Genomic DNA, 12,077 nt, shown 5'->3' with positions numbered 1-12,077 from the left:
CAGCTGGCCTCCCCGGCCGTGCTCCCCGGACCCGCCGTGCAGGCCGCGCAGGCCGCACGGGAGCGGCGGGCGCGGCAGTGGGCGACCGCGCTCGACCGACGCGGCCCCGTCTGCGGCACCCCTGCCGCCCTGGCCGTCCCCGGCCTGCTCACCGGACTGGCGGGGATCGGCCACGGTCTGCTGAGACTGGGCTTCCCTGACCGGACGCCCTCGGTGCTGCTGCTGCAGACGCCGACACCCTGAGTGCGCGTCAGCGGCGACAAGGCCCTGACGCTCGTAGGAGAGGAACGACCACCCATGCAGATCCTCGACGCCGTCCCCGCAGCCCACACCTTCCCGGCGGCGGAGCGACCGAGCCTTCCCCCGGTGGAGACGCAGGAGCACCCGATCGGCGGGATCAGGCTGTGGACCGCGGGCGCGCTGGGGCGCCGGGCGAACGCGCTGTCCGGTGGCGGCGACTCCGCCCTCATGCTGTCGCACAGCCCATGGGAGACCATGACCTGGACCTCCCGCGACGGCAACACGGACTTCTAGCCCCAACGCCGTCGCCGGCCCCCTCCGCCAGGGCGGCGCTTTCTTCCCTACCCGATCGTGATCGGCTCGCATAGCCTGCGGCCATGTTGACCAGATCACCCGTCACGGTCGGTCGGGCTCGCGAAACCGCGCTGCTGGAACGACTTCTGGCGGACTGTCAGACGCAGTCGGGCCATGCGGTGTTCCTCTCGGGGGAGGCCGGGATCGGCAAGTCCCGGCTGGCCGGGGAGTGCGCCCGGCACGCCGCCGCGCTGGGGCTGCCGCTGCTGCGAGGCCGCAGCAGCCCCAGCACGGCCGCCTCGCCGTTCCGTCCCCTCGCCGAGGCGCTCAGCTCCCACCTGCGCCGGACGGGGCCGCCCCAGGACGCGGAACTGCTCCCATACCGGGCGTCCCTGTCCCAGATCGTCCCGGAGTGGCGGACCGGCGACGGCCGGGGCGGTCCAGAGTGCGTGACCGACCTCGCCGAGGCCCTGCTGCGGCTGCTCGCCGTCCTCGGCCGGGAGACCGGCTGCCTGCTGGTGCTGGAGGACATGCACGACGCGGACGCCGAGACGCTGGCCGTGGTGGAGTACCTGGTCGACAACCTCGCCGACCTGCCCGTGCTGCTGGTGGCGACGCTGCGGGCGGAGGCAGGGGCCGCGTTCGAGCTGACGCAGGCGGCCGAGCGGCGCAGGGTCGCCACCGCCCTCACGCTCGGCCCGCTCGGCGCGCCGGAGGTACGCGAGATGGCCGCCGCCTGCCTGGGCGTGCCGGCCGACGGGGTCCCCGCCGGCGTGGTCGACCGGCTGGCCGAGGTGGGCGGCGGAAACCCGTACCTGGTCGAGGAGTTGCTGGCGGACATGGTCGGCGGCGGCGCGCTGCGGCAGGAGGGGTGCGGCTGGCGCGTGGCCGGGGACCTGGCCGCCACCGTCCCGTCCGGCGTGGTGCGCGCGTACGCCGCCCGGACGGCCCGCCTCGCCCCCGCGACGCGGGACCTGGTCGTGCTGGCGGCCCTGCTCGGTCCCCGGTTCACGGTCGACACCCTCCGGCTCGTCACCGGGCGCGACGAGGGGCGGCTCTTCGCCGAACTGCGCGAACTGGTCCAGGCGGAGCTCGTCGTCTCCGACGGCGCCGTCCCCGACGGCTACGCGTTCCGTCACTCCCTGATCGGTGAGGCGCTGGCCGCCGGACTGCCGTCCGCCGAGCGGGCCGCCGTCGCCAGGAGGGCCGCCGGCGCGCTCCGCGAGGCCGTGCCCGGGACCGACGACCGACGCCACCTCGCCGCCCGTCTGCTGGAGGTCGCCGGCGACGCGGCCGCCGCCGGGCTGCTGTACGCCGACGCCGGACGGCAGGCGCTGGCCGCGGGCGCCTCGGGGGCGGCCGTCCGGCTGCTCGAACAGGGACACCGGCTCGCCGTCGGCGCCGACCGGGTCGCGGTCACCGAGTCGCTGGTCCACGCCCTCGCGGAGGCGGGCCGTCTGGACCGCGCGCTGGAGCTGCTCGACACCCTGCCGACCACCGGCGTCGCCGCCCCGAGCACCGAGAGCAGGATCGACCTGCACACCCGACTGGCTTGGGCGGCGCTGATGGGCGGGCGCAGCAGCGAGGGCGGCGGGCAGCTCGCGGCCGCGCAGGAGCTTCTCGGCGACCGGTACGCGCCCGCGCAGACCGCCGCCCTCGCGGTGGTCGAAGGGCATCTGGCGCTGCTGCCGGGGCGGGAGGAGCTGCTGCCGGGAACCGGGCAACGGGCCTTGTGGGCCGCCGAGTTCGCGCAGGACAGCGGCCTGCCTGAACTGGCCTGCAAGGCCTGGCAGCTGCTGGCCCTGCTGGCCAGGGAACGCGGCTTCGACGAGGCGGACGCCTGCCTGGCCCGGATGCTGGCGGTCGCCGAGGCCCATGGGCTGCCGCACTGGCGGTTCGAGGCGCTCATCCGCCTCGGCGCCAACTCCTTCCTGCGCAAGGGGGACGCCCGCCTGCTCGAGGAGGCGCTGACCGCCGCCCAGGAGCTGGGCTCGCTCGGCCGGGCCCACCGGGCAGAGGCGCTGCTGGCCATGTACGCGGTGCTCACCGGCGACCCGGCGCGGGCCCAGGATATCGTCGACCGCTGCCTGGACGCCACAAGCCGGATGCGCGATGTCGGCACGCACCAGTACCTGCTGCTCACGGCGGCCACGCTGGCCGGCCACCGGGGCCAGGCGCGGGCGATGGAGGAGCGGGTGCTGGCCTTCGAGCGGGCGGGAGGCGGGCGCTCGTTCCTGGTGCCGGTGATGCTGGGCCTGAACCGGGCCGTCTGCGCCCTGCTCCAGGAGGACCGGCCGCTCGCCGAGGCCGAGTTGGCCGCCGCCGCGGAGTGGGAACGCGGCCGCCCGAACGTCTTCCACCTGGCCGGCCGGTACGGCCTGCGGCCGCTGCTCGACGTCCTCGCGGGACGCGCCGGACGCCCGGAACACACGGACGTGTCGGCCATGCCGGCGGCCGACCTCGCGTGGAACCGCCAGTTCCTGGTGGCCGCCGACGCCGTGCTGCTGGGACGCGAGGGCAGGCCCGAGGAGGCGGCGCGGGCCGTGGCCGACCTGCGGCGCTACCGGAAGGTCTTCCCCACCGGCGCCCATCTCGCCCTGCGCCTGGTCGCGGAGGCGGCGCTGGCGGACGACTGGGGCGACCCGGTGGCCTGGCTGCGCACCGCCGAGGAGTACTTCCACGGCCTGGAGGCCAACGCGGCGGCCGGAGCCTGCCGGGCCCTGCTGCGCCGTGGCGGTGCCACGGTCGCCCAGCGCCGCAGCGGACGGGACCGCATCCCGGAGGTCCTGCTCTCCTCGGGCGTGACCATCCGTGAGTACGAGGTCTTCGCGCTGATGGTCAACCGGCCCCCCAACCGGGAGATCGCCCGCCGGCTCGTGATCTCGCCCCGCACGGTCGAGAAGCACCTGGCGAGCCTGCTGCGCAAGACCGGTCTGCCCGACCGTACGGCGCTGCACAGGCTGGCGGCCGAACTGGTCGCGGAGGGCTCCGACGGCTGACCTCACCCCGCTGCCTACGGACCGCGAACGGGTCGGTGGTGTGCGGAGAACATGGGTGGGGGTCGGAGAAAACATGGGGCGGTATCCGGCATGTCCGTGATCACCGGCTGCTGTTGACTGGGCCTCGCCGATCGGCCAGGCCCTGTCAACCCGGGGACGCGTCCGCGCGTTCCCGCACCGTGAAGGAGTGATCAGGATGAGCGTTCTCAAGCTCCAGAACCTGCAGCCCCGCGTGGCTCCGGCGAAGGCCGGGATCATCAGCGTCACCAGCAGCTCCAGCGACTGCTGCAAGACCACCACGCCGCCCAACCACGACTGATCCGACGGCGCCTGTGCGGGAGCGGGGCACGTCCCGCTCCCGCACGACCGCCGTCGAACTCCCGCACCCCGGGAGCGCGCCGTCGCGTTCCCGCACCCCGAAGGAGTGATCAGCATGAGCGTTCTCAAGCTCCAGAACCTGAAGCCCCGGGTCGCCCCGGCGAAGGCCTCCATCGTGAGCGTGACCAGCAGCCTCAGCAACTGCTGCGAGGAGACCAGGCCGCCGAGCCACGACTGATCCGGTGGGGCCCGTGCCGGGGTGCGACGCAACCCCGCACGGGTTCTTCCGCTCTTCCGACCGCCCCGGCGGCAGCACCCCGGACGACGACACAGAGGCGGACATGCGCGACGAACGTTGGGTCCACCGATTCCTCTACACCTGGAACGACACGCTGTTCTTCGACCCGCTCGACGTCTACTACGAGCCGAGGCCCGACCACTTCCTCGCCTCGCTCGACGACCGGCAGAGGGCTCGGTTCGTCCGCAGCGGCATCTGGTGGAGCCACCGGCACGACCCGGACCTGCCGGCGCAGGGCTGGAAGATCCACGTCTCGGCGAACCACCGCAACGTGCGCGAGGTGGCCGCCTCGGTGGTCGGGCACCTGACCGCGCGGGGCACCGACTTCAAGATCGCGCTCGATGTGAACATCTTCGAGATGCTCAACTCCAAGGGCATGGCCCGCGGCAGCGGCGGCAAGCTGGTGACCGTCTACCCGCGCGACGAGGACGACTTCCGCGCCCTGCTGGCCGAACTCGCCGTGGTCCTGGGCGGTTCCGAGGGCCCCTACGTCCTGTCCGACCTGAGGTACCGGGACTGCAGGTCCCTCTACTTCCGGTACGGGCAGTTCCACCGCACGCACACCCTCGACGTCCTGGGCCGACAGGTGCCGACCATCACCGGCCCGGACGGCCCGACCAGCGACGACCGACAGCCGGGATTCGCCCAACCCTCTTGGCAGGAATGGCCGTTCACCGACTGGAAGCCGGAGGACGACGCCGACGAGACGGATCTGCTCGGTGGCCGCTTCCGGGTGACGGACGCCATCCAGTTCTCCAACTCCGGAGGGGTGTACGCCGCCGAGGACACCGCGGACGGCGACCGGAAGGTCGTCGTCAAGGAGGCCCGCCCGTACACCAACCCCAACCCGCGCCAGGGCCACGACGCCCTGGACATCCTCGCCCGGGAGTGGACCTTCCTGAACCGCCTGGCCGGCACCGGCTCCTTCGCCGAGCCGATCGCCGAATTCCAACAGTGGGAGCACCACTTCATCGTCCAGGAGTACGTGGAGGGCACCGACATCCGCTCGGTGCTGCTGGAGCGCAACCCGCTGGCCCGCCCCGCGATCACCGCCGAGGGGTCGCGTGCGTTCCTGCGCATCCATCTCGCCGTCTTCCGCGGCCTCGCCCGCGCGGTGCAGGCCGCCCACGACCGCAACGTCGTCCTCGGCGACCTCTCCCCGTCGAACCTGCTCGTCGACCAGGACACCTACCACGTCACCGTCATCGACCTGGAGGCCTGCCGACTGGCCGGTCCCGAGGCCGTCGACTCCCACCTGGAGAAGCCCGTCGAGCTGTACACCCCGGGCTTCAGCCACTCCCGGAGCCGCACCGGCCCCCCGGGGCCGCAGGACGACCTGCGCGCCCTGGCCAACACCATGGCGTACTTCGTCTTCCCGATCGCGGCGATGTCCTACCTGCGGCCGGACGTCCTCGGCCTCTTCCGGATCTTCACCGACGCCCTGGGCTGGCCCCCGCGGATCCACGAGCTCCTGACGGACCTGTCCCAGGCGCGGATCACGCTCCCCGAGGTCCTCGGCCTGCTGGAGCAGGAGGACGAACTCGTCAGCCAGGTGCAGGAGACGACGCGGCGGCCGGTCGTCGAGTCGGAGCTCGGGCTGGCCGAGGTCGAGCGCGGCGTGGCCGCCTTCGTCGAGGCCGCCGCCGACACCGACCGGGACACGCTCTTCCCCACCGATCCCTTCGCGCACGTGACGAACCCGCTGAGCCTCGGCTTCGGCGCGAGCGGCGTCCTGTGGGCGCTGGACGCCTCCGGCGTGCCGATCCGTCCCGAGTGGCGGCAGTGGCTGCACCGCCGACTCACCGACATCGACCCGGCCCAGTACCCGGACGGCCTGATGAACGGCCTGGCCGGCATCGCCTGGACCACCGACTCACTCGGATTCCACGATCAGGCACGCGAGTTGCTGGCCCTGGCCAACCGGCGCGCGTCGCAGACCGGCGACCACACCTTCTACTACGGCCTCGCCGGCCTCGGGATGACCAACCTGCGCTTCCACCTCCGCAGCGGCGACGGGCACGACCTGGCCGCGGCCACCCGGTGCGCGCAGACGCTCTGCGACACCGCGCAGCACGACGGCCGGCACTCCTTCTGGCTGAACGCGTTCTCCACCGAACGGCCGCTGACCGGGCTCGGCTTCGGCCAGGCCGGCGTCGCCCTGTTCCTGCTGCGGATGCACCAGATCACCGGGGAGGAACGGTACCTGCGGCTCGGACGCGGCGCGCTGGCCTGGGAGATGGACAACGCCGCGCCCGTGGACGACGACGGTCTCGTCATGTTCGACCACGACGGGACCATGGAGCCGTACGTCGAGGTGGGCTCGGCCGGAGTCGCCCAGGTGCTGCTGCGCTACGGCGACCTCGACGCCGCCCGGCACGTCCTGCGCGCGGTGGACATCGGCCAGTCGGTGCTCCCCGCCTACGGGTTCGGCATGTCCGGGATCGCGGAGGCCATGCTGGACGCCGCCGCGTTCACCGGCGACGGCTCGTACCGGACCACCGCCCTTCGGCAGCTCGACTTCGTCCGGAACGTCTTCCTGTTCGAACCGGCCGAGCGGTTCGGCATGCCGCGCCGCGACGGGGTGGCGCCCCTGGGCGTGCCCGGCGAGGGGCTGCTGCGCTGCTCCACCGACTACCTGACCGGCTCGGCCGGCGTGCTCAGGGTGCTGCACCGCGCCAACCACGGCGGCACGGCCGACTTCCTGCTGGACGAGGTGGCGCGGTGAAGGACCTGTGGCACCTCCTGCGCGGGCACCGGGCCCGCTTCGGCCTGATCGTCGCCGTCGTCACGGTCTCCGGCGGAGCCGAGGCCGTGCTGCACCCCCTGCTGCTCAAGGCGCTGTTCGACCAGGCGATCCTGGCCGGGAACTTCCGCCGGTTCCTCCTCCTCGGCGGCGGCTACCTGCTGCTCGGCCTCGTCCTCAACGGTGTCGGCTACTGGATCTCCTGCGAGCGCAAGCGGTTCGAGAACGCGCTGGTGGTCGAACTGGAACTGGAGCTGCTGGACCGCGCGCTCGGCATGGACGGCCGGCGGCTGTCCGAGGCCGGCAACGCCTCCTACGTCAGCCGGGTCCACAACGACGTCTACGAGGGCGTCCTGCCGGCCATCGACGTCTGCGTCCGGATCGCCAAGCAGGCCGTCTCGTCGGTCGGGTTCCTCGGCGTGCTGCTCTACCTGTCCTGGCAGGCCAGCCTCATCCTGCTCGTCATCGTGCCGCCGCTGGTGGTCGTCAGCAACGCCATCGCGAGGCGGATCGAGGACAACACCGAGTCCGAACGGGAGGCCGAGGCCCAGTACATCAACCGGCTCACCCGCACCCTCGAGGCCTTCCACGCGCTGCGCGGCCTGAAGCTGCTGCTGCCCGGCACCCGGGCCGTGAACCGCGAGGCGCTGACCCGCTACCTCGGCATCACCTTCGTCAACTACCGGCTCACCCAGCGCCAGAGCACCCTGAGCGACCTGGTGATGAACCTCTCGGACACGGTGTCGATGGTCACCGGGGCGTACTTCGTCTTCGCCGGCCGGATGACCTTCGGCAGCTTCCTCGCCTTCGTGAACACGCTGTGGCGGGCCGTCACCGGGATCTTCGACCTGATCAACCTGATTCCGCTGGCGCGCCGGAGCAACGCCGTGCTGCGGCGGATCCTGACCCTCAGCGACTCCCGGACGGCCGCCTACCACGACGAGGCGCCCGCGGTGGTGGTCCGCGGCGCCCGGGTCGCCTACGGCGAGGACGCCGGGGTGGCGATCGACGACTTCGAACTGGGCGCCGGCGAGCACGTCCTGCTCCGGGGCCCGAACGGCTGCGGCAAGACCACGCTCCTGCACGTCCTCGCCGGGACCCTGGCCCCCGACGCGGGCCTGGTCTCGCTGCCGGGCAGGGTGGCCAGCCTGACCGCGCCCGTCCACCTGCCCCCGCTGCCGGTGCGCGACCTGGTCACCGACGAGCGGCTGCGCAGCGCGTTGGCCCTGACCGGGCTCGGGGAGCAGCTACCCTCCGAGCTCTCCTCCGGCCAGCGGCAGCGGGTCGGCATCGCCGCCCTGCTGTGCGAGGACGCCGACCTCTACCTCGCCGACGAGCCCTTCGCGAACCTCGACGAGAACGGCAGGGACCTGGTGCTCCGCACCCTGAAGGAACGCACCGCGGGCCGGGGCCTCCTGGTCGTCCACCACGGCGACGAGCACCTCGACGACAGCTTCGACCGCGTGGTGACCCTCGGACGGGCCGCTGTGGCCCCGACCCCGTGAGGGGCGACCGGGTGAGGGGCGACCGCGTGAGGGGGCGCGTGAGCCTCCTGCTCCGCGCTCGCAGCTGCTCAACTCCGGTCGCCGGGCCCGAATCACCGCGAGCCTTTTCGGGCATGCCGTCGATCGTACAGAGGCACAGTTGTTCCAATATCGCTCACTTTGATCAAGTCGGCACCGATGAAATGACCACCGCCCTAGAGTGCCGCGCATGCCCAATCTGGATACCGCACTCAAGGACGCCATGGCCATCGACGGCGCCGTCGGCGTCGCCATCGTGGACTACACCAGTGGAATGGCGCTGGCGACGCTGGGCAACAGCCCCGACCTCGACCTGAACGTCGCCGCCGCCGGAAACACCGAAGTGGTCCGCGCCAAGATGCGCACCATGGAGATGCTGAACCTCGGCCACGAGGGGATCGAAGACATCCTGATCACCCTGGGCGGCCAGTACCACCTGATCCGGCCGATGACCGCGAAGAGCAGCAAGGGCCACTTCCTCTACCTCGCGCTCAACCGCTCCCGCGCCAACCTGGCGATGGCCCGGCTGCGGCTGCGCCAGATCGAGGACAACCTGGTCATCTGACCCTTGCAGGAAGCGAGAACCGGCTCGTGGGCCACCCTCCCGGCCTGTGGACGTCGAACATGACGACCGGGCCGGTCACCTCGCTCGCCGACGCACTCGACCGCGCCCTGCAACTGCCGGGGGTCGTGGCCGTGGTCCTCGGAGACCTGACGCGCGGCGGTGCGCTCGCCCTCGCGCAACACCCCGACTACCCCGTCGGCTTCGCCCATCAGTCGGCCTACGCCGCGCTGGCCTACGCCCGCGCCACTCCCGCCGACGGCGATGTCCCACACGAGCTCGTCCTCACCGGCACCCATCACGTGTCGCTTCAGCGCACCGCGTCCCTGGCCCCCGACGCCGGCCACGCCTTCGTCCATCTCACGCTCCGGCGCCCCGAGGCCAACCTCGCGCTCGCCCGCCTCGGCCTGTCCCCGATCCTGACCGATCTCCCCGCGCTGGTGGCCAAGCGTCGTCCCGTCCCCACCGCGGCCCCAGCCGATCCGGCGCCCGAACGGCGGCCCCGCCTGCTCGACCGGTGGCGGGCTCGGCGCCGTCCCGGCCCCTAGCCGGCCGTTGTCGCAGCGGGATGCCCTCCCGGGCTCAGGCCATCTCGCGGGCAACCGCGATCAGGGACCGTTGGCGGCTCACGTCCATGCGACGGTAGATCTCCAGGAGCCTCTGTTCCCGTTCCGCGTCCAGGTCGCCGGGTACGTGCCGTCCCGCCGCCCTGAAGAGGTCCGCGACCGTGTAGTGGCCGGGAAGCGCGTCGGCGACGGCTCGGAGCTCCTCGGCCGCGAAACCCGTGGCGGTTCCCCGCCCTCCGTCGAGCCAGGAAGCCAGTCGCGCCTGTGGGATCCCTGCCGCGCGGGCCAGTTGGTGAAGCGTCAGCCCGGTCTCCTCGAGGGCTCCCCGGAGCAGGCGCGCGAGTTCTTCGGCGGCTTCGAGAGGGGTTGTCGACATGAGGCCATTGTGGAGCCTCCCGGCCGGGGACGCGCCGACCCTTGACGGCCGGTACGGGCAGACGGAGCAGAACGACGGCGTGAGCCTCGTCCACGTGCAACCAGCGGGTGGGAGAAAAGTGTGACCGCTTCGGCTTCTGCGCCACGCGACCGATCCGGTTCAGCACCTGTCCCATTGCTGAGGCATTTCCTTCGGTCGCTCACCGCCGCGTGCGGCGCCGAGTGGACGTGGCCACCGGGCTGCCCGTCCGGACAGGAGGAGTGATCTGGACAGGGCCGGTCGTCGGGCTCTCCTGCGGGCTGGGTTGCGTGGTCGGCGGCTGCGCCGACGGCACGGGTGTGATCGTGGCAGGGGTACGCGGTGCGGGTGCGGAGCCGACCGGGCTGCTGGTCCGGACCGGCCGAGCCGTCCGGGTCGTCCGGGCCGTAGGCGGGTCGGGATGCGTGGTCGGCGTCCTCGCCAGCGGTGCGGGCGCTTTCGAGGCAGAGGCGCGGGTTGTGACGGAGGCACGGGGCCCGGGCGCGGAGGTGACCGTGCCCCCCGGACTCGGCGAGGGAAGCGGTGCGGCCGGGGCGAGGGAGACGGTCCCGGCCGCACCCAGGGCTGCCCCGGCGGCCAAGGCGAGGACGACCGTGCGTGCCTGACGGCTGCTCCGGAGCTTCTTGCGCAGCGCGTTGCCCAGTCGCAGCAGCAGGTACAAGGTGGCGGCCAGAGGAAGCAGGAGGAACAGGAACCGCACGACGGCGGCGACCGCGGTGAGCATGTCGCCCGCCGTCGCCGCGGTGTGGAACACCCGGGCTTGGGCGGCCATGGCGGTGACGCCCTGGGAGAGGATGCCGGGCAGGTGGAAGACGGTGGAGCCGACCTGCGCGGCCAGCATGGCGGTGCTGGCGAGCACCCAGACGGTCACCAGGATCCGGGAGCGGCGGGCCAGGTGGGCGACCTCACTGGGCTCCCGGCGCAGGACACTGCGCAGGACGGGGCGGATCTGGCCGAACAGATCCGGCACGCCGGCCAGGTCGGCGAGGATGTAGTAGCCGTCCAGTCGCACGACGGGGATCAGCTGTTCGAGGACCTCGTAGTGGCCCATGTAGACGGCGGCCAACAGGACCGGCTGCCTGGTCGCCGCGTAGGCGGTGAACAGGGCGAGCATGAACACCAGGTTGAAGTAGACGCCGCCCAGGTCGGTGCGCAGCCGGTCGGCGCGCGGCCGACGGTAGATGTCCGTGACGTCGGTGAAGAAGGAGGGCCACAGCAGGTAGATGCCGAACCCGATCCGGCCCGGGCGCGCACCGCCGAACCGGCATGCCGAGGCATGGCCCAGCTCGTGGAAGACCAGCGAGGCCACCACCAGGGCCAGGACGGCCAGCAGCGCGCCTGGTCGGTCGAGGACGGACGCCAGTGCAGACACCGCTCCATGCCCCAGGAACAGCCAGAGGTCCGCGGCGGCGAACCCGGCCAGGACCACCACGACGACCAGCGGGGCGTGCAGCCAGGTCAAAGGGCCCGTCAGCGCCCACACGGCGCGCGGCGGCAGCAGCGTGGAGCGGCCCTTGAGGGACAGCAGCAGATCTGCCGACGGTGCGTCGGCGGCCACCACGTCGTCATCCCCGGGCAGAACGGTCACCCCCAACGGGCGCAGCTTCTCCGCGACCAGGAACTCCACGTCCTCCGCGTCGACTTCCCGCCCGTAGCTGGCGCTGACCCGGGCGGCCACCTGCTCGCTGGTCCGGTGGCCGTCGACCGCGCACACCACGTGGTACAGCAGCTGCGACAGCTCCACGACCTGCCCGTCGGAACGCCGGACCGTGTAGACCGGCTCCTCGGAACCCGCCCCATGGAACCGGCCGTGCAGTTCCAACCCCGCGGTGTTCCGCGGAACACAGTCATTCGACGGCCCGGCGGTATGACGCCCGGACTCCAGCCCGTCGTTCGCCGGACCGGCCGGCGGCTCGACCGAGCGCTGCCCCGCGTGCCTGCCCACCTGTCCATCCCCTCCTGCGACCCGTCCGCTCTGCTTCGCACCGCCTGCGACGACCGGCGCGGCTCCCGGGTGCCCACGGCCCAGCCGCAGGCACCCGGGAGCCTCACCAACCCTGACTAGCAGCGGTCACCTTCGCGGCGGTCGCCCCCGTCGTGGCGGCGGTCCCCGCCGTCG

General features: G+C 72.7%; 11 protein-coding genes. 9 read left to right on the top strand and 2 right to left on the bottom strand.

Going from position 1 to position 12,077, the window contains the following annotated elements; genetic code table 11:
* The 9 genes from TR50_RS47205 to TR50_RS31530 form a co-directional block, all read left to right on the top strand.
* Window positions 1–243: hypothetical protein (locus tag TR50_RS47205; protein WP_042430133.1), on the top strand; the 243-nt coding region annotated here is incomplete at its 5' end.
* A gap of 54 nt (window positions 244–297) precedes the next feature.
* Window positions 298–534 carry a hypothetical protein gene (locus TR50_RS31555; protein ID WP_042430130.1) on the top strand — a complete coding sequence of 79 codons (237 nt, stop codon included), beginning with the start codon at window positions 298–300 and terminating at the stop codon, window positions 532–534.
* A gap of 83 nt (window positions 535–617) precedes the next feature.
* The gene (locus TR50_RS31550; protein WP_042430129.1) at window positions 618–3,533 is read left to right on the top strand and encodes a helix-turn-helix transcriptional regulator; all 2,916 of its coding nucleotides are present in this window, start codon (window positions 618–620) and stop codon (window positions 3,531–3,533) included.
* Between the two features lie 196 nt (window positions 3,534–3,729).
* Window positions 3,730–3,852, top strand: coding sequence for a class III lanthipeptide (locus tag TR50_RS48240; protein WP_201776903.1), 123 nt, complete (start codon window positions 3,730–3,732; stop codon window positions 3,850–3,852).
* 114 nt (window positions 3,853–3,966) lie between these two features.
* Window positions 3,967–4,089 (top strand): class III lanthipeptide, encoded by a 123-nt coding sequence (locus TR50_RS48235; RefSeq protein WP_201776902.1) that lies wholly within the window; start codon window positions 3,967–3,969, stop codon window positions 4,087–4,089.
* 103 nt (window positions 4,090–4,192) lie between these two features.
* A complete protein-coding gene (gene lanKC / locus TR50_RS31545) occupies window positions 4,193–6,874 on the top strand; it encodes a class III lanthionine synthetase LanKC (RefSeq protein WP_152648742.1) in 2,682 nt (893 codons plus the stop codon).
* Complete coding sequence (locus TR50_RS31540) at window positions 6,871–8,397, top strand: ATP-binding cassette domain-containing protein (protein WP_042430123.1); 1,527 nt, start codon at window positions 6,871–6,873, stop codon at window positions 8,395–8,397. Before lanKC ends, TR50_RS31540 begins: the two co-directional genes overlap by 4 nt.
* 208 nt (window positions 8,398–8,605) lie before the next feature.
* Window positions 8,606–8,980, top strand: a complete 375-nt coding sequence (locus tag TR50_RS31535; protein WP_042430120.1) for a hypothetical protein — start codon at window positions 8,606–8,608, stop codon at window positions 8,978–8,980.
* Window positions 8,981–9,039: 59 nt separating this feature from the next.
* The gene (locus TR50_RS31530) at window positions 9,040–9,525 is read left to right on the top strand and encodes a hypothetical protein (protein WP_042430117.1); all 486 of its coding nucleotides are present in this window, start codon (window positions 9,040–9,042) and stop codon (window positions 9,523–9,525) included.
* A gap of 34 nt (window positions 9,526–9,559) precedes the next feature.
* Here the strand turns inward: TR50_RS31530 and TR50_RS31525 are convergent, their stop codons facing one another.
* Together TR50_RS31525 and TR50_RS31520 are read right to left on the bottom strand one after the other, a co-directional pair.
* Window positions 9,560–9,919: a helix-turn-helix domain-containing protein gene (locus TR50_RS31525; RefSeq protein WP_042430114.1), complete on the bottom strand. Its 360-nt coding sequence runs from the start codon at window positions 9,917–9,919 to the stop codon at window positions 9,560–9,562.
* 199 nt (window positions 9,920–10,118) lie between these two features.
* On the bottom strand, window positions 10,119–11,780 hold the full coding sequence (locus TR50_RS31520; protein ID WP_052441581.1) for a zinc metalloprotease: 1,662 nt from the start codon (window positions 11,778–11,780) through the stop codon (window positions 10,119–10,121).
* Window positions 11,781–12,077 lie beyond the last annotated feature (297 nt).

The sequence above is a fragment of the Streptacidiphilus anmyonensis genome, from assembly GCF_000787855.1.
Taxonomy (GTDB): domain Bacteria; phylum Actinomycetota; class Actinomycetes; order Streptomycetales; family Streptomycetaceae; genus Streptacidiphilus; species Streptacidiphilus anmyonensis.
This window is presented reverse-complemented; position numbering and strand designations above follow the sequence as displayed.

Coding starts and splice junctions, on each gene's coding strand:
- TR50_RS31555 (WP_042430130.1), top strand. CDS start 298: ATGCAGATCCTCGACGCCGTCCCCGCAGCCCACACCTTCCCGGCGGCG.
- TR50_RS31550 (WP_042430129.1), top strand. CDS start 618: ATGTTGACCAGATCACCCGTCACGGTCGGTCGGGCTCGCGAAACCGCG.
- TR50_RS48240 (WP_201776903.1), top strand. CDS start 3,730: ATGAGCGTTCTCAAGCTCCAGAACCTGCAGCCCCGCGTGGCTCCGGCG.
- TR50_RS48235 (WP_201776902.1), top strand. CDS start 3,967: ATGAGCGTTCTCAAGCTCCAGAACCTGAAGCCCCGGGTCGCCCCGGCG.
- lanKC (WP_152648742.1), top strand. CDS start 4,193: ATGCGCGACGAACGTTGGGTCCACCGATTCCTCTACACCTGGAACGAC.
- TR50_RS31535 (WP_042430120.1), top strand. CDS start 8,606: ATGCCCAATCTGGATACCGCACTCAAGGACGCCATGGCCATCGACGGC.
- TR50_RS31530 (WP_042430117.1), top strand. CDS start 9,040: ATGACGACCGGGCCGGTCACCTCGCTCGCCGACGCACTCGACCGCGCC.
- TR50_RS31525 (WP_042430114.1), bottom strand. CDS start 9,919: ATGTCGACAACCCCTCTCGAAGCCGCCGAAGAACTCGCGCGCCTGCTC.